Source organism: Pseudomonas sp., assembly GCF_035554175.1.
Classification (GTDB): Bacteria; Pseudomonadota; Gammaproteobacteria; order Pseudomonadales; family Pseudomonadaceae; genus Aquipseudomonas.
Genome location: NZ_DATMIV010000013.1, coordinates 14143 through 34246, shown reverse-complemented (window position 1 = coordinate 34246; position 20104 = coordinate 14143). Strand labels below are relative to the sequence as shown.

General features: G+C 59.9%; 19 protein-coding genes and 1 pseudogene. 8 read left to right on the top strand and 12 right to left on the bottom strand.

Translation table 11 applies throughout. The annotated features are described in order from the left end of the window. The first annotated feature begins 121 nt into the window (after positions 1-121). Positions 122-640: a DUF3617 domain-containing protein gene (locus tag VNV36_RS05870; RefSeq protein WP_325716935.1), complete on the top strand. Its 519-nt coding sequence runs from the start codon at positions 122-124 to the stop codon at positions 638-640. 80 nt (positions 641-720) lie between these two features. Here VNV36_RS05870 and VNV36_RS05865 read toward each other — a convergent pair whose 3' ends face one another. From VNV36_RS05865 to VNV36_RS05845, 5 genes and pseudogenes are all read right to left on the bottom strand, one after another. Further along, on the bottom strand, positions 721-1596 hold the full coding sequence (locus VNV36_RS05865) for a metal ABC transporter substrate-binding protein (protein ID WP_325716934.1): 876 nt from the start codon (positions 1594-1596) through the stop codon (positions 721-723). 11 nt (positions 1597-1607) lie between these two features. After that, positions 1608-2477: a metal ABC transporter permease gene (locus tag VNV36_RS05860; RefSeq protein WP_325716933.1), complete on the bottom strand. Its 870-nt coding sequence runs from the start codon at positions 2475-2477 to the stop codon at positions 1608-1610. After that, entirely contained in the window at positions 2477-3145 is a 669-nt protein-coding gene (locus VNV36_RS05855) for a metal ABC transporter ATP-binding protein (protein WP_325716932.1), read from the bottom strand. Before VNV36_RS05855 ends, VNV36_RS05860 begins: the two co-directional genes overlap by 1 nt. Beyond that, positions 3142-4037, bottom strand: a pseudogene (gene folE2, locus VNV36_RS05850) (GTP cyclohydrolase FolE2). Before folE2 ends, VNV36_RS05855 begins: the two are co-directional and overlap by 4 nt. A gap of 155 nt (positions 4038-4192) precedes the next feature. Then, positions 4193-4570, bottom strand: a complete 378-nt coding sequence (locus VNV36_RS05845; protein ID WP_325716931.1) for a glutamine synthetase — start codon at positions 4568-4570, stop codon at positions 4193-4195. A gap of 195 nt (positions 4571-4765) precedes the next feature. On the opposite strand from VNV36_RS05845, the gene zigA reads away from it, so the two are divergent. Further along, entirely contained in the window at positions 4766-5971 is a 1206-nt protein-coding gene (zigA, locus tag VNV36_RS05840; RefSeq protein ID WP_325716930.1) for a zinc metallochaperone GTPase ZigA, read from the top strand. Further along, the gene (locus VNV36_RS05835) at positions 5971-6621 is read left to right on the top strand and encodes a DUF1826 domain-containing protein (RefSeq protein WP_325716929.1); all 651 of its coding nucleotides are present in this window, start codon (positions 5971-5973) and stop codon (positions 6619-6621) included. Before zigA ends, VNV36_RS05835 begins: the two co-directional genes overlap by 1 nt. 3 nt (positions 6622-6624) lie before the next feature. On the opposite strand, the gene VNV36_RS05830 is transcribed toward VNV36_RS05835, so the two are convergent. Further along, a complete protein-coding gene (locus VNV36_RS05830; protein WP_325716928.1) occupies positions 6625-6981 on the bottom strand; it encodes an NADH:ubiquinone oxidoreductase in 357 nt (118 codons plus the stop codon). A gap of 40 nt (positions 6982-7021) precedes the next feature. Between VNV36_RS05830 and VNV36_RS05825 the strand changes: the two genes are divergently transcribed. Next, positions 7022-7987: a GTP-binding protein gene (locus tag VNV36_RS05825; protein WP_325716927.1), complete on the top strand. Its 966-nt coding sequence runs from the start codon at positions 7022-7024 to the stop codon at positions 7985-7987. A 6-nt stretch (positions 7988-7993) separates the two neighbouring features. Here VNV36_RS05825 and VNV36_RS05820 read toward each other — a convergent pair whose 3' ends face one another. Continuing rightward, on the bottom strand, positions 7994-8407 hold the full coding sequence (locus VNV36_RS05820; RefSeq protein ID WP_325717013.1) for a DUF3301 domain-containing protein: 414 nt from the start codon (positions 8405-8407) through the stop codon (positions 7994-7996). A gap of 117 nt (positions 8408-8524) precedes the next feature. On the opposite strand from VNV36_RS05820, the gene pdxY reads away from it, so the two are divergent. Beyond that, on the top strand, positions 8525-9397 hold the full coding sequence (pdxY, locus tag VNV36_RS05815; protein ID WP_325716926.1) for a pyridoxal kinase PdxY: 873 nt from the start codon (positions 8525-8527) through the stop codon (positions 9395-9397). A gap of 104 nt (positions 9398-9501) precedes the next feature. On the opposite strand, the gene VNV36_RS05810 is transcribed toward pdxY, so the two are convergent. After that, complete coding sequence (locus VNV36_RS05810; protein WP_016772447.1) at positions 9502-9984, bottom strand: acyl-CoA thioesterase; 483 nt, start codon at positions 9982-9984, stop codon at positions 9502-9504. 278 nt (positions 9985-10262) lie between these two features. Here VNV36_RS05810 and VNV36_RS05805 point away from each other — a divergent pair, with 278 nt between their 5' ends. Next, positions 10263-12026 carry a cation:proton antiporter gene (locus VNV36_RS05805; RefSeq protein WP_325716925.1) on the top strand — a complete coding sequence of 588 codons (1764 nt, stop codon included), beginning with the start codon at positions 10263-10265 and terminating at the stop codon, positions 12024-12026. Between the two features lie 21 nt (positions 12027-12047). Here the strand turns inward: VNV36_RS05805 and VNV36_RS05800 are convergent, their stop codons facing one another. From VNV36_RS05800 to VNV36_RS05785, 4 genes are all read right to left on the bottom strand, one after another. Then, complete coding sequence (locus tag VNV36_RS05800) at positions 12048-12455, bottom strand: SMI1/KNR4 family protein (protein ID WP_122596783.1); 408 nt, start codon at positions 12453-12455, stop codon at positions 12048-12050. A 137-nt stretch (positions 12456-12592) separates the two neighbouring features. After that, a complete protein-coding gene (locus tag VNV36_RS05795) occupies positions 12593-13468 on the bottom strand; it encodes a Tim44 domain-containing protein (protein WP_325716924.1) in 876 nt (291 codons plus the stop codon). Between the two features lie 298 nt (positions 13469-13766). Continuing rightward, positions 13767-15950, bottom strand: coding sequence for a DNA helicase II (uvrD, locus tag VNV36_RS05790; protein WP_325716923.1), 2184 nt, complete (start codon positions 15948-15950; stop codon positions 13767-13769). A 48-nt stretch (positions 15951-15998) separates the two neighbouring features. Next, positions 15999-16211, bottom strand: a complete 213-nt coding sequence (locus tag VNV36_RS05785; RefSeq protein WP_325716922.1) for a hypothetical protein — start codon at positions 16209-16211, stop codon at positions 15999-16001. On the opposite strand from VNV36_RS05785, the gene VNV36_RS05780 reads away from it, so the two are divergent. Beyond that, positions 16210-19083 (top strand): EAL domain-containing protein, encoded by a 2874-nt coding sequence (locus tag VNV36_RS05780; RefSeq protein WP_325716921.1) that lies wholly within the window; start codon positions 16210-16212, stop codon positions 19081-19083. The two genes, VNV36_RS05785 and VNV36_RS05780, sit on opposite strands and share 2 nt — an antisense overlap. 126 nt (positions 19084-19209) lie before the next feature. Continuing rightward, the gene (gene hexR, locus VNV36_RS05775) at positions 19210-20076 is read left to right on the top strand and encodes a transcriptional regulator HexR (RefSeq protein WP_007962240.1); all 867 of its coding nucleotides are present in this window, start codon (positions 19210-19212) and stop codon (positions 20074-20076) included. Positions 20077-20104 lie beyond the last annotated feature (28 nt).

The window sequence follows — 20104 nt, the reverse complement described above, 5'->3', positions numbered from 1 at the left end:
TGCTCCGCGAGAATCAATGCTTAACAGACCATGTTCTGCCATGAATGTCTCTATTTAATCGGTGCATGAACCGAAGCAAACGGCCGGCGTCTAACGGCCACAACTGATCAGGAGTTTCTCGATGAACGTTCGTCTGCTGGGTTTGGCGCTGGGCCTGGGTTTGGCATTGCCGATGGTGGCGCAGGCGCAGATGCTGCAGCCGGGGTTATGGGAGATGACTTCGAGCAATCTGAAGGTCGATGATCAAGCGATGGATGTGCAATCGATCCTTGGCCAGATCCAGGGCCAGATCACGCCGCAACAGCGCGCTGCCCTGGAGAAGAATGGCATCAATATTGGCGGCAAGGGCATCCGCGCCTGTCTGACACCACAGCAAGTGGCGACCAACGATATTCCATTGGCCGACCCGCGGTCAGGCTGCAAACAGCAGATTACCGAGCGCACAGGCAATCAATGGAAATTCCGTTTCAGTTGCCCGAAAGCTCAGGGCACCGGCGTGGCAACCTTCCTCAGCGATCGGGAGTTCACCACCGTCGCCAACGGTACGTTCAACGCCATCGGCATTAACCAGAAAGGCAGTCTGGAGACCCGCGCCGTCTGGCTGGGCCAGGATTGCGGCGCGGTAAAACCTCGCGCTTAAACCTTGGCACGCTCCCACAGTTGAATCTGTTTTCATTGTGGGAGCGAGCCTGCTCGCGCATCACCAGGACAGCACACAGGTCATGGCTGGCTCAACGCCCTGTACAGCGTGTCGAGGTTGTATTCGAACAGACCAGTGAAAGTACTCGCCGGGCCACTCGCCGCCAGCGCATCCGAGTACAGCGTACCGCCAATATGCGCGCCGCTTTCTTCGGCAATCTGCTTGAGCAGGCGTGCATCCTTGATGTTTTCCATGAACACCGCTTTGACCTTGGCCTGGCGAATCTGCGTGATCAGCGCAGCGACCTCGGCAGCGGAGGGTTCGCGCTCGGTGGACAAACCTTGTGGTGCGATGAAGTCGATGCCATACGCTTGGCCGAGGTAGCCGAAGGCGTCATGGCTGGTGACGATCTTGCGATTGCCCGGCGGTAGCGCACCGAGTTTGCTTTTGGCTTCGGCGAGCAGGGCGTAGATCTGCTTGAGATAAGTCTGGCTGTTGCGCTCATAGTCGGCTCTGTTTGCCGGGTCTACCGCAATCAGCGCTTTGGTGATGTTGGCGACGTACACCTCGGCGTTGGCGAGGTTGTGCCAGGCATGCGGGTCGGGGACGATTTCGCCGTCTTCATCGAGTGAGCGGGGGATCACCCCGCGACTGGCACTGATGACCGTCGCCTTGCTGCCAGTGCTGGTGACCAGGCGATCAAGCCATGGCTCGAAACCGAGACCGTTCTTGATGATCAATCCAGCCTTGAGCAATGCCTTGGCATCGTCCGGGGTGGGCTCGTAGGTATGAGCGTCGGCGTCGGGACCGACCATGCTGGTGATTTGCACATGCTCGCCCCCGACCTGATGGACCATGTCGGCGAGGATGCTGAAGCTGGTGACCACCGGCAGTTTTTCGGCAGCCGACAATGACATCGACAGCATCAGGCTGAACAGCACAAGTAGAACGCGCATCGGTGAACACCTCATTGGGATGTGAGCAAAGGCGGGCGGCGCAGCAGGCCGTGAACCGGACCAAGCACCACAGACAGCAGATAACCGACACCGGCGACCAGCACGATGGCCGGGCCGCTGGGCAGCGAGTAGTAGAACGACACCAGCAGCCCAAGCCATACCGACAGGCAACCCAAGATGGCGGCGACGGCTATCAGGATCGGTAGACGCCGACTCCAGAATCGTGACGCGGCGGCGGGGAGCATCATCAGCCCGACCACCATCAGTGCGCCGATGGCCTGAAAACCGATCACCAGATTCAGCACTACAAGCGTCAGGAACACAGCATGAGCGAGCGGCCCGAGACGGCTGACGGTTCGCAAGAACAACGGGTCCAGTGTGTCCAGCACCAGCGGTTTGTAGATCACGGCCATGGCGACGAGGCTGATGGCCGAGACCCACAACATGCCGCTCAGCGTTGGGCCGTCCACGGCCAATGCTGAGCCGAACAGCAGATGCAGCAGGTCTAGACGCTTGCCGGCAATGCCCAGAATCAATACGCCGCTGGCCAGCGAAATCGGATAGATCGCGGCTAGGCTCGCGTCCTCACGCAGACCCGTTCGCCGGGTGATCCACGCGGCAAGCCCGGCCATGCCCAAGCCCGCACCGAGGCCACCGAGCGTCAGTGCCGGAAGGCTCAAACCGGCAATCCAGAAACCCAGTGCCGCTCCCGGGAGAATACCGTGGGCCACGGCATCACCAATCAGACTCATGCGCCTGAGAATCAAAAAAACACCTAATGGTGCGGTGCTGCATGCCAGCACCAGTCCGCCAAGCAGTGCGCGGCGCATGAACACAAACTCGCTGAACGGTTGCCAGAAATGCATGACGGTGGCGAGCATCAGGCTACCTGCATATGCGCTGTCGGCTGGATCAACTCAGCACTCGTTGCATATAGGCACTGGCCATTTTTGATCAGTAGCGTTTGCGCTATGTGTTGGCGTACGGCGGCGAGGTCATGGCAGACCACAACGAGTGTCCGACCTTCAGCGTGCCAAGCGTGAATGTGGTGCCAAAGCAATTGTTGGCCGAGCTCATCGAGTGCTGAGTGAGGCTCGTCGAGCAGGAGGACGGGAGTGTCCGCAAGACTCAATCGTGCAAGCAGGGCGCGCTGTAACTCACCGCCGGACAGGGCCATCAATGGACGCTGCTCGAGACCACTCAGGTGCCAGTCTTCCAGTGCGCTTCTCAACCGCTGTGCGCGCAACTGGGCCGAGAGCCGGCGTCCCCAAAAACCGGCTGCGACCAACGCTTCCAGGCTGATCGGAAATTGGCGATCGAGATGCTGCTGTTGCGGCAGAAAAGAGATGCCGCTGTGGCGTGGAACAGCCATTTCGACTTTTCCAGTCAATGGCTTTTGCAGGCCCGCGATGACTTTCAGCAGGCTGCTCTTTCCGCAACCGTTGGCTCCAATGACAGCGGTCAGACTCGCGTTTTTGAGCTCCAGGGTGAGGGGCGTCGTCAGCGGCTGACCGGGCGCGCCCCAGGTCAGAGATTGGCAACGAATCATGCTTGCTCCCGTTGCCAGTGGCTCTCGGCAACTGCGTCATGGGCATGAAGGCTCTCGGCGTGGATGACGCGCACGTGGAACTGATTGATGCCGGGAGTCCGCTGTAATGCGAAATTAAGTCGACGGGCGGCATCCTCGCAGAACATCAGGTTCTGCCCGTTGGCGAGAGCGAAGGCTTGCTCATCGGGGCGTTTTACCGCGGTCTGGACTGCGGTGCCGAGCGCGGCTTCGGCGTCATTGATGATCGCGGTCAGCGGTATCTCATCGATGAATCATCGAGGTGGATACTCAGTTGTGCGTAGCTGCGTTGGCTGTGGGGCGTGGCGACGATCCCTCGGGTCGAGCCAAGCCATGCCAGGACATCTGCGTGTTGCAGCGATGTATTGGCGAAATCGTCGACGAATTGCTGCTGGATCAACTGTCTCGCCAGAGCGGCCGAGCAGGGGCAAGTCGAGGAATAGGGCACTTCGATTTTGAGTTCCACGTGGAACATCTGCTTTTTCAGGCTGGCTGAAAGGACCGTCGGATAGGATTTCCAGCCGGCCAAGGGGCTGATCAACGCGGGGCGTTTTAGTAGAAATTCGGTATGGATAGCCAGGTAAGCGCAATCAGATAAGCCCTCGTGGCTTTCCAAAAAATGCTCCAGCACCTGATTCAGGAGAGCGGGGCAAACGCTCTGATCCGCAAATGCCTCAAGTGCCAGATACAGGCGCGACATATGAATCCCACGCGCTTCACCGTCGTCGAGACTGACGCCGGCGTCCAGCTTGGCGTTGATGCGTTGGCCTTCCAGCAAAATTGGCATGGCTATTCCGCGCATACCCACCCAGTCGAGTGGCAATGCCTGGCGGGTAGACTGTGTGGCGATATCCGGAAGAGTCAGAGAATTCATGTTCGGGACCGTGGTCATGTTGATCTGAATTAATGTTACATTATAACAATATGATCGACGATGACTTTTTCATGAACTGATTTTCATATCCTTCGGAATTGCAGGTTCCACGTGAAACATTTGCAGCTCTGCGCTACCGACGCAGAGCGTATTTTTTAACAGCCGTTAATCCGGCTGCACGTGAATTTGCCACTGCTGCCACCCGAGCTGGAGAAGCGGTTGATGGTGGTCCAGCCGACGCGACGGGTGTAGCCGACCCAGGCTTCCCCGTCAGATGCGATACCGGTAAAGAAGGTCAGTTGGCCAAAGCGGCTGTTCGTTTGAGCCCAATAGCGGTGACTATCCCTTTCGAAACCTCGCAGATAAAGCGTACCGCCGACGCTGTGCACGCTGTACGAGTTGCCGTCGGCGTCTTCACATGCGAGCAGGTTAGCGCTGCGTGTGCATTTAGCCAGGGCTGGCATCTGCGCCAAGACAGGTGCAGCAAACGAAAGGCTAAGGCTCAACAGCAAGTATCTCAGCGAACGTATCATCTCGATTTCCGCAAAAGGGTGAGTTAGCGCGCCACTGTTTAAAAGGGCGCGGGGACTGGTTAATTCTGTCCGTTATACTATAACATACGCGGCAGGCCAGCCTGAGCTGTCCGATTCAACGCGTCTGCATTCGCAGCGCAGATACGCGATGCGCAGTAAAAAGCGCAAATCGGCGGCCGTTTAGAGGATTATCCAATGTCAGCCAAGTTGCCCGTTACCGTACTTTCAGGATTTCTCGGTGCAGGAAAGAGTACGCTTTTGAATTACGTACTACGTAATCGAAAGGGCCTTCGGGTAGCTGTGATCGTCAACGATATGAGCGAGATCAACATTGATGCTAGTGAAGTCCAGCGTGATGTCAGCCTGAACCGCGCTGAAGAAAAGCTGATCGAAATGAGCAACGGTTGCATCTGCTGTACGTTACGCGAAGATTTGCTCGAAGAAGTCAGCAAGCTTGCCCGCGATGGCCGCTTCGATTACTTGCTGATCGAATCCACTGGCATTTCCGAACCACTGCCGGTGGCCGAGACCTTCACGTTTCGCGATGACCAAGGGCAGAGTCTCGCCGACATTGCTCGCCTCGACACCATGGTTACCGTCGTCGATGGGGTCAACTTCCTCCTCGATTATCAGGCCGCCGAAAGCCTCGCCTCTCGCGACGAAACCCTCGGCGAAGACGACGAGCGTTCCATCACCGATCTGTTGATCGAGCAAATCGAGTTCGCCGACGTCCTGCTCATCAGCAAGATCGACCTCATCAGTCAGCGCGAACGCGAAGAGCTGACCGCGATTCTCAAGCGTCTCAATGCCCAAGCCGAAATCTTTCCCATGGTGATGGGCGAGGTGGCGCTGGAGAAAATCCTCAACACCGGCCGTTTTGATTTCGAAAAAGCTGCGCAAGCCCCGGGCTGGCTCCAGCAATTGCGCGGCGAGCACCTGCCGGAGACCGAGGAATACGGCATCGCCTCTACGGCTTACCGCGCACGCCGACCGTTTCACCCGCAACGCTTCTTCAGTTTCATCGACAGACCATGGGTGAACGGCAAATTGCTGCGCTCCAAGGGCTTCTTCTGGCTGGCCAGCAAGCCCACTGATGCTGGCAGCTGGTCACAGGCCGGCGGGCTGATGCGTCATGGCTTTGCCGGTCGTTGGTGGCGTTTCGTGGCAAAGAACCAGTGGCCGCAAGATCAGCAAAGCGTCCAGGCGATCATGGAAAACTGGACGCCGAGCGTAGGAGACTGCCGCCAGGAGTTGGTTTTCATTGGTCAGAACATCGATTTCCTACAGCTCGCCGCCGAACTGGATGCCTGTCTGCTGACCGATGAAGAGATGGCAATGGGTGTAGAAGGCTGGCAAGTGCTGCCCGACCCATTCGGCCCTTGGCACGATGAGGTCGCCTGATGCTGGTGCTCGAACCCGTGCACACCGGTATTCGTCATCAGTACCAGGGCCAGACGCCTGAGACACTGACGCGAATCCTTGATGACCAGACCAATCTCGCCGTCTGGCAGCGCCAGCTACCGTTGCATATCGCCGACTTCGCTCGGTTGGTATTGTCACTCAAAGAACCCTTGGCGGAGTCGCTTTGCCTGGAACTGCCCGACGAAGACGCCGAGCCGGATCTCGCCGGCTTCGCGTCCGGGCTCCGTGATCTGGAGGGTTGCGAAGGTTTCATGGCCGACCTGAAATGGTTGATCAGTGCTTTTGCCTGCCTGCTCGGCGCGCGGCGTATCGGTGTGCGTTTGCGCGTGCTGGACAAGGCCATGTGTCCGCGTTTCCATGTCGATCATGTGCCCGTACGGCTGATTACCACCTATGCCGGCGTCGGCAGTCAATGGCTCGAGGAGGGGGCGATGGATCGCGCGCAACTTGGCCAGGCCAATGCTGAACCGCAAGACCCACTGTCCATTCGCCAGCTCGACAGCGGTGACGTCGCTCTGTTTAAAGGAGAGAAATGGCACGGCAATGAAGGCTTCGGACTGATCCATCGTTCGCCGCAGCCGGCACCCGGTGAGCGCCGTCTGCTGCTGACTCTCGACTGGCTCGGTTGATACTCAGGGTTTGAGCCAAGCACCCTGGCTCTGGCTTTCGCAGTACGGCTTGAGATACGCCGCATCAGTGGCCACGCCGTAATAGTGGATATCCTGGCGATAAGGCATGTTCGCCACTTGCGCGTTGTTGCACACGCCGAAAGCCCCGCTCGGGCAACGGTCGACGTATTGCACCTCGACCTTCTGCCCGGCCAGCGTCGGTTGACAAAAGCCATCGTTGAACAGTTTCTGCGGGATCGTGCGGTTCTGCTGACAGACTTTGACGTCGAGCCGTTCGCCCTGAGTGTGCACCACACAGGCCTGAGCCCAGGCTTCGCTCGACAGCAGCGCCCACAGCAACGACCATCCCATACAGCGCATCTTTGTCCCCTCAATAACCGTCCGCAGAAAATTACTCGCCATGTTGCAGAACATTCCGACCCACGTCATCGCCGGCCCGTTGGGCGCCGGCAAGACCAGCCTGATCCGCCAGTTGATGGCGCAACGGCCCCCGGCCGAGCGCTGGGCGGTGCTGATCAACGAATTCGGCCAGATCGGTCTGGACGCTGCGCTGCTGACTCACGACGCGGATGGTATCGCACTGGGCGAGGTAGCCGGGGGCTGCCTGTGTTGCGTCAATGGTGCGCCGTTCCAGATCGGCCTCGGGCGATTACTGCGCAAAGCCAGGCCGGATCGACTGTTTATCGAGCCTTCCGGACTGGGTCACCCGGCGCAGCTCCTCAAGCAATTGAACGAGACGCCGTGGCTGGGCGTGCTGGCGGTTCAGCCATGTATTCTGGTCTTGGATGCTCAAGCGCTGTACGCAGGGAAAGCCTTGCCGGATGCTCAACAGCAAGCGTTGGCCAGCGCGGGTTTGTTGTTGCTGAACAAGGCTGAAAACCTTGATGAAGCGGCTCGGCAGAAAATCGCCAGTCAGTTGCCGGCCGTCAGGCTGATCTGGACGCAGCAAGCACAGCTGTCTTTGCAGCAATTACCGGGGCTGACAGCGCAGGCAAATGAGGGGGTGGATAAATTGGCTCTGCCCAAAGAACTGACGCAGATGCCTGCGATCTGGAGTGATCCGGGAGTGCCGATCTGCCTGAGTCAGGTACAGGAGGGCGGCTGGAGTATCGGTTGGCGCTGGCATCCAGGACAGAGATTCGAGCAAGAAACCATCGCCGACTGGCTGGCCGGTCTCGACTGGAAGCGGGCCAAACTGGTTGTTCACAGCGCTGATGGCTGGGTGTCGGCCAATGCGCTGGACAATGCCGAGCTGAGTTGGCAGGCCAGCGAATGGCGAAAAGACTCGCGGATCGAACTGATCTTCGCCAAGCCGCAAGACACCGGTCAGCTACAGTCAGGTTTGGCTCGATGCCGAATGCAGTGAATCAGCTCAAGGCTTCCACTTCGTATGTTCTTGCCGCCACTGGCTCAATTCGATGACCTCCGCGCGCGGCTTGTGCACTTCAACCACAGGGGGCGTGTCATCAAACGGCGCCGGGTAGGGCGCCAGTTCAATCTGCGCACTGTGCGCGCCGAACTGGGTGACAGTGCCGTTGTGCCGGGTTTCGCCGGTCACGGTGAACTCGAAGTTGTATACCCGCGCCAGTCGGCGGCGGCCGCTGGCATCCTTGATCAAGCCGATCTTTTTCAACGCGACGTTACCGTCCAGCAACTCGACGCCGACGTTGATGCAATGCTGTTTGACCCGCTCCAGCGCGCGCTCGCGCAAGCCGTGGTTGTGCCATAGCCAGGCTCCTGCGGCAGCGAACAGCATTAGCACGAAGATGTTTTCCAGGGTCAGCATCAACATCGAACTCCAAAAGTTGCCGTCAGCTTAACTGCGTCGCCGGTCTGTCGTACAGGCTGCGTTTCGTCGCATACTGCGCGGCTTGAATTTCAATCGTTTTACGGAATGACCCGAATGAAACGTACGCCCCATCTGCTCGCCATCCAGTCCCACGTGGTGTTTGGCCACGCCGGCAACAGCGCTGCGGTTTTTCCGATGCAGCGCGTCGGGGTCAATGTCTGGCCGCTCAACACCGTGCAGTTTTCCAACCACACCCAGTATGGTCAGTGGGCCGGTGAAGTGCTGCCACCGCAGCAGATTCCCGCGTTGATCGAAGGCATCGCCGCGATTGGCGAACTGGGCAACTGCGACGCGGTGCTGTCCGGCTACCTCGGCAGCGCCGCGCAGGGACGGGCGATTCTCAGCGGTGTGGCGCGGATCAAAGCGGTCAATCCGAAGATGCTCTATCTGTGTGATCCGGTCATGGGCCATCCGGAGAAGGGCTGCAGCGTGCCCACCGAGGTCAGCGACTTCCTCCTTGAGGAAGCGGCGGCCGTGGCGGACATCATGTGCCCGAATCAACTGGAGCTGGACAGTTTTTCCGGGCGCAAGCCGCAGTCGCTGTTCGATTGCCTGGCGATGGCGCGGGCGCTGCTGGCGCGCGGGCCGAAAGCGGTGCTGGTCAAGCATCTGGATTACCCGGGCAAACCGGTGGATGGTTTCGAGATGCTGCTGGTGACAGCCGAGGGCAGTTGGCATCTGCGCCGACCATTGCTGGCGTTTCCGCGTCAGCCGGTGGGTGTGGGCGATTTGACGTCCGGCCTGTTCCTGGCGCGGGTGCTGCTTGGCGACAACCTGCTGACGGCGTTCGAATTCACCGCAGCTGCGGTGCATGAGGTGTTGCTGGAAACACAGGCGTGCGCCAGTTATGAGCTGCAACTGGTGCGGGCACAGGACCGGATTGCCCATCCGCGGGTGAAATTCGAGGCTACAGCGATCAGTCTGTAATCTCGTCGTCGTTCAAAAAAGATCGCAGCCTTCGGCAGCTCCTACATGGGTTTGCATTCCATAATGTAGGAGCTGCCGAAGGCTGCGATCTTTTGCTTTTTGTCTCAGGCGTCGCCCTTGATCTCCTGATAACGTTTCTCCAGCTCCTGCCGAATCTGCCGGCGCTGTTGCGCCTGCATGAAGCGGCGCTTGTCTTCGCTGTTCTGCGGTTGCAGCGGCGGCACCGCGGCTGGCTTGCGCTGGTCATCCACCGCGACCATGGTGAAGAAACAGCTATTGGTGTGGCGCACCGAGCGTTCGCGGATGTTTTCGGTCACCACTTTGATGCCGACTTCCATCGACGTGTTGCCGGTGTAGTTGACCGAGGCCAGAAAGGTCACCAGTTCGCCGACATGAATCGGTTCGCGGAAAATCACCTGATCCACCGACAGCGTCACCACGTAACGGCCGGCATAGCGGCTGGCGCAGGCGTAGGCGACTTCGTCGAGGTATTTGAGCAGGGTGCCGCCGTGGACATTGCCAGAGAAATTGGCCATGTCGGGGGTCATCAGTACCGTCATCGACAGCTGGGCGTTTCCGGGTTCCATAACGTTCTCACGGATCAAGGCTGATTGCTGGAAGCGCCTCTGCGAGCGCCTGGTCGCTTTTCAAAAAGCACCGTTATCGGGACGCCGTGCAACGGGCCGCCGTCACGCTGATATCGATCTGTTTCCATATATTGCACCGTCCTCCAGAAAGAAGTCGCGGTGTTAACCTGCAAAAGCCCTGCCCAAGGGCGTTTCCCACACCAGAAGCGGATTTTTACCCTACTCAAGCAGACTTTTCTGACGTCTGTCCCCGAGTTCGTCATCAAGGAGCCCACACCATGCATGCCATCAGTTTTATTCAGGATCTGGCCGTGATCATGTTGGTTGCAGGTGTGGTGACTGTGCTGTTCCACCGTTTCAAGCAACCGGTTGTGCTCGGCTATATCGTCGCCGGCTTCATCATTGGCCCGCACACCCCACCGTTCGGCCTGATCCACGACGAAGAAACCATCAAGACCCTCGCCGAGCTGGGGGTGATCTTCCTGATGTTCTGTCTCGGTCTGGAATTCAGCCTGCGCAAGCTGTTCAAGGTCGGTGCCACGGCATTTATTGCGGCGTTCCTCGAAATCATCCTGATGATCTGGATCGGCTACGAAATCGGCCGCTGGTTCGACTGGAACACCATGGATTCGTTGTTCCTCGGCGCGATCCTGGCCATTTCTTCAACCACCATCATCGTCAAAGCGCTGAATGATCTGAAGATGAAAAACGAGCGCTTCGCCCAGTTGATCTTCGGCGTCCTGATTGTCGAAGACATCCTCGGCATTGGCATCATTGCGCTGCTGTCGAGCATCGCCGTCAGCGGCACAGTGAGTTCGGGGGAAGTGTTCTCAACGGTCGGCAAACTATCGTTGTTCATGATCGTCGCGCTGGTCATCGGCATTTTGTTGGTGCCACGCCTGTTGGCCTATGTCGCCAAATTCGAAAGTAACGAGATGCTGCTGATTACCGTGCTTGGCCTGTGTTTCGGCTTCTGTCTGCTGGTGGTCAAGCTCGAATACAGCATGGTGCTCGGCGCGTTCCTGATCGGTGCGATCATGGCCGAGTCGCGGCAATTGCTGAAGATCGAGCGGCTGGTCGAGCCGGTTCGCGATTTGTTCAGCGCGATCTTTTTTGTCGCCATCGGGCTGATGCTTGATCCGCTGATTCTCATCGAATATGCCTGGCCGATCGCGGTGATCACCGTCGCAGTGGTGCTCGGCAAGATGTTCTCCTGCGGCCTCGGTGCGTTTATCGCCGGCAACGATGGACGAACCTCACTGCGAGTCGGCATGGGTCTGTCACAGATCGGCGAATTTTCCTTCATCATCGCCGCTCTGGGCATGACCTTGCAGGTGACCAGTAACTTCCTCTATCCGGTGGCCGTAGCCGTATCAGTGATCACCACGCTGCTCACGCCTTATCTGATTCGCGCGGCAGATCCGCTGTCGATCAAGCTGTCAGCGGCCGTGCCCAAGCGTCTGGGCCGTGTGCTCGGCATGTATGGGGAGTGGTTGCGCAGCATTCAGCCGCAAGGCGAGGGGGCGATGCTGGCGTCGATGATCCGGCGGATTCTGTTGCAGGTCGGGGTCAATCTGGCGCTGGTGATTGCGATCTTCTTCGCCGGGGCGTATTTCGCCGAGCGCATGTCGCTGTGGCTGCAGGACTGGATCAGTGATCCGAGCTGGCAGAAGGCACTGATCTGGGGCGGTGCGCTGTTGGTCTCGCTAGCGTTTCTGATTGCCGCTTATCGCAAGCTCAAGGCGCTGTCGATGCTGCTGGCCGAGATGGGCGTAAAGCCGGAGATGGCCGGGCGTCATACGCAGCGAGTGCGTCGGGTGATCGCCGAGGTGATCCCGATTCTCTCGCTGCTGGTGATTTTCCTGCTGTTGTCAGCCTTGTCGGCCAGTATTCTGCCAACCAACAAGTTGCTGGTACTGATCGCCGTAGTCGCGGCCGCCGTGGCGGCGCTGCTCTGGCGCTGGTTTATCCGTGTGCATACGCGCATGCAGGTGGCCTTGCTGGAAACCCTCGACAACCACAAGGAGTCTTCGGGGCACTGACCGGCCAGGGAGCCTGGCGGATCAGCTTTCCAGCCAGACGTCCCGCGCCCAGTGCCACACCGATTCCCAGGTTTCTTCGGCAATCAGCTCTTCTTCGGCCTGCCACAACACCACGGTGCCGTCTTCTTCGACGCAGTAGTAGTCATCACCATCCTGGCAGATCGGAATCAGGCTGCGATCGACACCCACATCCCAGGCGTTGGCGGCCACTTCAGGCAAGTAGGTATGGGACTGGGGATCGGTAACGGTTACCGGTTCGAGGCTGCCGTAAACCACATCGCTGACGGTCAGCAGAAACTCTTTGAAGACAAACGGGATATCGATGAACAGTTGTTCTTCGATTTCGACCAGCAGATCTTCGTCAGGCAACTCCAGGGGAACCGGTACCGGTTCGTTGGCTTCGCGCAGTTGTTCGATGATTTCTTCCACGTCCGGGATCCTCTTGCTTGAATGGCGCGGTTCATATGGGCCGGTTTATACAGTAGCGCGCCATAGATGCAACCGTGAAATGAAAAACCCCGGCCGAGGCCGGGGTTCTGTTACCGCAAGTGAAGCGCAGGACGGATTCAGCCGTTCTGGCGGATACCGGCGACCAGCCAAGGCTGGTTGTCGCCCTGCGGACGCTCCATGTTCCAGCTCTCGCTGAACACTTCGCCCTGGTCGAAACGCGAGGTTTTCGACACGCCGGTGAAGGTCAGGGTGGCAATGGTCTTGTCGGCACGATCGTCAACGCCATCCAGTTGCACCTGCAGGTTGTCGATGTAGGTCGACTGGAAGCCGTCGCCCAGATCGGCACGCTCACGCTTGAGGAAGTCGAGCATTTGCGGAGTCACGAACTCAGCGATCTTGTCCATTTCATTGGCGTCCCAGTGCTGCTGCAGCGACTGGAAGTGGCTGCGTGCGGCTTCCAGGAAGCGCTGTTCGTTGAACCAGGCTGGTGCGTTGATCACCGGACGGGCGGCAGCTGGAGCCGCCGAACCACCGAAGATCGAACCCATGGCGGCAGGCTTCTGCTCGAACACTTCACGCTGCATCGGCGCGCCGGCCGGAGCGAATTGCTCCTGCTGCTTGCGACGACGGGCGGCGATGAAGCGGAAGATCACGAACGCGATCAGGGCCATGATCAGGATGTCGAAGATCTGCATGCCCTGGAAGCCGTCGCCCATGAACATCGACGCAAGCAGGCCACCGGCGGCGATACCCGCCAGTGGGCCGAGCCAGCGCGATGCACCGCCGGCCTTGGCCGCGGCGCCAGCAGCACCGGCAGCGCCAGCGGTCGCTGCTGCGCCGCCCACGCCTGGAGAAGAAGGAGCCATCTGGCTGGTCTGGTGCGTCGGCGCAGCGCCGGCGCTCTTGCCACCACCAAAGCGCTTGGCATTGGCGTCGAGGCTCATCGTCAGGCCGATGCACAACGCCATGGCGATGCTAAGAAAACGTTTCATAAAGGGTATTCCCGTTTTGTGGAGACACGCGCGCCATGTTGCACAGCTGAAGTGTTACTGGCTAGCAAGAGAGTGTTTCGGGCTTTTGCCTGACAGGTCGCGTTCAGCTTGGCAAGGCAATCGGCCGATGTACTTTTGTCTGTAGGAAAAGGCGATAGGTTCAGAGGGATTGTGTTCGGTGCGCCGGACAACCTGTGGGAGGGAGCCTGCTCGCGAAAGCTGTACCGCGGTATATCAGATCAACCGCGGTGACTTCATTCGCGGGCAGGCTCGCTCCCACAGAAAAGCGAAACCGGCGTCAAATGGCTTCCAGCTTGGCATAGCCGAGCATCAGCCACTTGCTGCCTTCGCTGAAGTTCACCTGCACCCGCGCCTGGGCGCCGGAACCTTCGAAGTTGAGGATCACCCCTTCGCCGAAGATCGAATGACGCACGGCCTGGCCCAGCACGAAACCGGTTTCCGGAATTTCGCTGCCGCTGAACAGGCTGCTGCCGCTCATCGACTGGTTGCCGCCGAACGGTCGGCTGACGCTGTTGGACAAGCGCACTTCCTGAATCAGACCCTTCGGCACTTCGCGTACGAAACGCGAGACCTTGTTGTAGGTTTCGCTGCCGTACAGGCGACGGGTCTCGGCGTAGGTCATCACCAGATTCTGCATCGCCCGAGTGATGCCGACGTAGGCCAGGCGCCGTTCTTCCTCAAGACGCCCCGGCTCTTCCAGGCTCATCTTGTGCGGGAACAGGCCTTCTTCCATGCCCACGAGGAACACGTAGGGGAATTCCAGACCTTTGGCGCTGTGCAGAGTCATCAGTTGCACGCTGTCTTCGTGCTCGTCGGCCTGGGTGTCACCGGCCTCCAGCGAAGCATGGCCAAGGAACGCCGCCAGTGGCGTCAGCTCTTCGTCGTCCTCGGTGTTCTCGAAATTGCGTGCGGCGCTGACCAGTTCCTCAAGGTTTTCCACCCGGGCCTGGCCTTTTTCGCCTTTCTCCGCCTCGTGATAAGCGATCAGGCCGGATTGCTCGATGACGGTTTGGGTCATCAGGTGCAGCGGCATCTCGGCGCACTTGGCGGCGAGGTTTTCGATCAGTTCGATAAACGCGCCAAGTGCACTCGCGGCACGACCGGTCAGGCCTTTGTTGGCCACCAATTGGCGCATCGCTTCCCACATCGACACATCGCTGTGACGGGCGTGCTCACGGATCGCTTCGACGGTTTTCTCACCGATGCCGCGGGCCGGCACATTGATCACCCGCTCCAGTGCCGCGTCGTTGCCGCGACCTTCAAGCAAGCGCAGGTAAGCCATGGCGTTCTTGATTTCCGCACGTTCGAAGAAGCGCTGACCGCCATAGATGCGGTACGGAATACGTTCGCGCAGCAGGGCTTCTTCCAAAACCCGCGACTGGGCGTTGGAGCGGTACAGAATCGCGATATCGCTGCGCGCCAGGCCGGTTTTCAGGGCGCTTTCGATGGTTTCGACCACATAGCGCGCTTCGTCGTGTTCGTTGAACGCGGCGTACAGATTGATCGCTTCGCCGTCGCCACCGTCAGTCCACAGCTCTTTGCCCAGACGCCCGGTGTTGTTGGCGATCAACGCATTCGCGGCTTTGAGGATGCCAGCGGTGGAGCGGTAGTTCTGCTCCAGACGAATCGTCTCCGAGTCCGGGAAGTCAGAGGAATACTGATGGATGTTTTCGATCTTCGCTCCACGCCAGCCATAAATCGACTGGTCGTCGTCACCCACCACCATCAGGCTGTCGCCGCCCTTGCCGAGCAGGCGCAACCATGCGTACTGCACGGCGTTGGTGTCCTGGAATTCGTCGACCAGAATGTGCCGGAATCGCTTCTGATAGTGCGCCAACAGGCCGGGGTGATCGCGCCACAGGTCGAGGGCGCGCAGCAGCAGTTCGGAGAAATCGATCACGCCGGCACGCAGGCATGCTGCCTCGTAGGCCTCGTAGATGCCGCGCATGGTGGCCAGGAACAGGTCGCCGCTGGCCTGAATGTGTTGCGGACGCAGACCTTCGTCTTTCTGCCCGTTGATGAACCACTGCGCCTGGCGCGCCGGCCAGCGTTGCTCGTCCAGCCCCAGTTCGCGGATCACCCGCTTGACCAGGCGTTGCTGGTCATCGCTGTCGAGAATCTGGAAGGTCTGGCTCAGGCCCGCTTCCTGCCAGTGCGCCCGCAACAAGCGGTGCGCGAGGCCGTGGAAGGTGCCGACCCACATGCCGGCCGGGTTGATGCCCAGCAACTGCTCGATGCGATGACGCATCTCGGCAGCGGCCTTGTTGGTGAAAGTCACCGACAGGATGGAGTGGGGCGAGGCGTTTTCGACCTGGATCAACCAGGCGATACGGTGCACCAGCACTCGGGTTTTACCGGAACCGGCGCCGGCCAGGACCAACTGACGGCCAACGGGGGCCGCTACGGCCTGGCGTTGGGCATCGTTGAGGGAGTTCAGCAGAAGGGAGAGATCATCGCGCATCGGGGCATTCTAGGGTGCGCCGCAGGCCCGGGCAAACCGCACGTTGCATTAGCCGATGAAAGTGCTGCCGATGACGACCGGTCGGTCACTGGCTGCAGGCTTCGGCCCGTCTTGCCTGAGGGCTTTGAGTCGTGCCCGGGCGGCGGAAAATTTCGCCGCCATTGTGATCTGCAGCAGTTTGGCAACCGGATCGGCTTGTGTATGCTCCGTCCACGTTTCGGGCGCACGCCCTCCTATAAGAAGAACAAGAACGTTGCCCATGACCCTCCGCGCCGAACTGTCGGGCCCCTCCGTGGAACCCCGGGTGATCCGCAAGCACTATGCCGTCGAAATGGCGGTGGAGCGCACGCGTCTGCTGTATCAGGGCTCGCTGTTGCCCACCCTGTTCATGCTGATCAACGGTCTGGTCTGCGCCGCTCTGCTCTGGAGCCCGCAACGCTACTTCGTGGTCAGCGTCTGGCTGGTGTGGCTGCTGTCGCTGGTCGCGTTGCGGGTGATCCAGGTGGCCGCGTTCGATTCGGCGATTCCCGATCGCCAGGCCCAACCCATCTGGTTCCGCATGTTCCTGCTCGGTTCGACCATGACTGGCCTGACCCTGGCCGGTGCCGGTATTGCCCTGGTGCCCGCCGACAACTTCATTGAGCAAGCCTGGGTGTTCGGCCTGATCGGCGCGGCAACCCTGTCCGCCAGCGTCGCCTACGCCGTGAGCCTGCCGGCATTCCTGTCGTTTACCTTGCCGTGCCTGCTGCCGGCGATCGGCTACCTGTTCTGGGGCGGTGACGATCAGGCGCGGGGTTGGGGCTGGCTTGGCTTGATTCTGCTCGGATCGCTGAGCGTGGTGGCGTGGCAGGTCAATCGGCTGATCGATCGTGGACTGCTCCGGCGTTTCCAGAATCAGCACCTGATCGAGCATCTTCAGCAAGCACAGACGCGCAGCGAACAGCTCAACCATGAACTGGCCAGGGAGATCGAACAGCGCCGCTGTGCCGAAGCCCGGTTGCGTGAAGCGCAGGTTGATCTCGAAGATCGCGTGGCCCAGCGCAGCCGCGAACTGGATGCGGCCAATCAGGCCTTGAGCAAAAGCGAAGCGCGCCTGGCGCTGGCGCTCAAGGCCAGTGAGCTCGGGCTGTGGGACTGGAACCTGCAGACCGACGAAGTTCACCACACACAGATTCAGGAATTGTTCGGCCTCGCCCCGGAATACGTCACGGCGCTGCTGCGCGACCTCAAACCGCGGCTGCATCCCGAAGACGTACCGTCACTCAAGTTCGCGCTGGTCGAGCACCTGAAGGGGCACACTGAGGATTATCAGGTGGAGTACCGTCTGCGCCATGGCGACGGCCATTGGGTGTGGATCGAAGACCGTGGCCGTGCCGTGGAACGCAGCGCCAGCGGCCGGGTGATCCGCATGGTCGGTACCCGCCGCGATATCAGCGCCAGCAAACGTCTCGAAGAACAACAGCGGCTGGCGGCGACGGTGTTCGAAGCGGCCAGCGAAGGCATCGTGATTCTCGACCCTGACTACGCGCTGATCGCGATCAATCAGGCGTTCAGCCGCGTCACCGGTTACGAGATCGACGACATGCTCGGGCGCAACGTCGTCGAGTTGCCGTGCAGTCGCGATGCCCGCCGTCACTACCTCGCGATCCGTCACGCACTGGCGCAGCACGGCAGCTGGCAGGGCGAACTGGTGGAAACCCGCAAGAACGGCGAGTTGTATCCGCAGTGGCTGCAACTCAATGCCGTGCGCGACAGTCGCGGCAACCTCAGCCATATCGTCGGCTTCTTCGCCGATCTCTCGGCGCGGCGCGAGTCCGAGGAGCGCATGCGCTATCTGACCCATTACGACGAACTCACCGGTCTGGCCAATCGTTCGTTGTTTCGCGAACGCCTGCATGAAGCTCATCAGCGGATTCGGCAGGGCGGGCGCCGCAGTCTGGCGTTGCTGCACATCAATCTGGATCGCTTCAAACTGCTCAATGACAGCCTCGGCCATGAAGTCGCCGATCAGTTGCTGCAGAAGATGGCGCGGCGGCTGGTCAATGCCTTGCCCGAGGCCGACACCATTGCGCGCTTGTCCGGTGACGAGTTCGCCGTGCTGTTCGATGCCTACGGCAATCTCTCAAGCCTGGCACGGGTTGCCACGCGGTTATCGGGCAAGCTGCGTTTGCCGCTGAGCGTCGACGGACATGAACTGGTGGTCAGCGCCTCGATGGGCATCAGCCTGTTGCCGGACAACGCGCGGGAAATCTCCGCGCTCGTCAGCCAGTCGAACATGGCCATGCAGCATGCCAAGCATCTGGGTGGCAACAATTTCCAGTTCTTCACCGACAGCCTGCAGGCCAGCACCCTTGAGCGCTTGCAGCTGGAAAACCACTTGCGCCGCGCCATTGAAGAGCGACAACTGACGGTGTTCTACCAACCGAAACTGTGTCTGCAGAGCGGTCGCCTGAACGCGGTTGAAGCGCTGGTGCGCTGGGACCATCCCAGCATGGGACAGGTGCCTCCGGCGGATTTCATCGGGCTGGCCGAGGAAGCCGGTTTGATCGGTGCGATTGGCGAATTCGTCTTGCGTCAGGCGTGCTGGCAAGCCTGCGAATGGCAGCGCCAGGGTTTGGCGCCGATCCGCGTGTCGGTGAACCTGTCGGTGCATCAGTTGCGTCAGGGCAAGCTGGTCAGCCTGGTGCGCCAAGTGCTGGAAGAAACCGGGCTGGCGCCGCATTACCTGGAGCTGGAGCTGACCGAAAGCCATTTGCTCGACAGCGTCGAACACATCATCGCGACGTTCCAGCAACTGCGCGATCTGGGGGTGAAACTGGCGATCGATGACTTCGGTACCGGTTACTCATCGTTGAGTTACCTCAAGCGCATCCCGGTGGATTACGTGAAGATCGATCAGGCATTCATTCGCGGTCTGAGCGAGGGCGGCGCGGATGCGGCAATCACTCGCGCGATCATCGCCATGGCCCATGGACTGTCGCTGAAAGTGGTGGCCGAAGGCGTCGAGCATCAGGATCAACTGGAATTTCTGCGTGCCGAGCGCTGCGATGAAGTGCAGGGCTATTTGATCAGCAGGCCGGTCGAGGCTGCGCGTCTGGCCGGGCTTTTGCGCGATCAGGAAAATCCGCGCTAGGGGCTACATGACCTCATCGTGCCTGATTCGGGGACATTGAGTTACGCATTGAGCAGGCAAAATGCCCATTCATGTAGTATAACTACAAGCGTGCTACATCCTTGCCCATAAGAAGAGTCCAGCCCCTTGAATCTGCTGCAACACATCGCCCAGTCACGTCACCTGTTACGCAAGTCGGAGCTCAAGGTCGCCGACCACGTGCTGCTTGACCCTGCGGCAGTGATGCACAGTTCCATGGCCGACCTGGCTCACAGCGTCGGCATCAGCGAGCCGACCATCGTGCGCTTCTGCCGCGCGATCGGCTGTTCCGGCTTTCAGGATCTCAAACTCAAACTGGCGCAGAGCCTGGCCGCCGGTGCCAGCTTCGGTCAGTTCGCGATCCATGAAGACGACTCCGTCGCCGATTACAGCCTGAAGATTTTCGACACCACGTTGCACACCTTGATGGAGGTGCGCGAGAAGCTCGATCCGGTGGAGTTGCAACGTGCCGTGACGCTGATGTCGCAGGCGCAGCGTGTCGAGTTCTACGGTTTCGGTGCTTCGGGCGCGGTGGCGGCGGATGCGCAGCACAAGTTCTTCCGCTTGCTGCTGACCGCGGCGGCGTATTCCGACCCGCACATGCAGGCGATGTCGGCCGTCACCTTGAAGCCGACCGACGTGGCGATCTGCATTTCCCAGTCGGGGCGTTCCAAGGATTTGCTGATCACTGCCAATCTGGTGCGCGAGAGCGGGGCGTCGCTGATTACCCTGTGCCCGAGCCAGACACCGTTGGCGGAATTGTCGACCGTGAACCTGGCGATCGATGTGCACGAAGACACGGAAATCTATACGCCGCTGACCTCGCGCATCGCCCATCTCGTTGTGATCGACGTACTGGCGATGGGCGTGGCGATGGCCCGCGGGCCGAGCCTGGTCAATCACCTGAAGAGCGTGAAGCGCAGTCTGCGCAGCTTGCGGTTGTCGCCCAAGGCCGTAAAAGCCCTGGATGATTAAGAGCAAAAAGATCGCAGCCTTCGGCAGC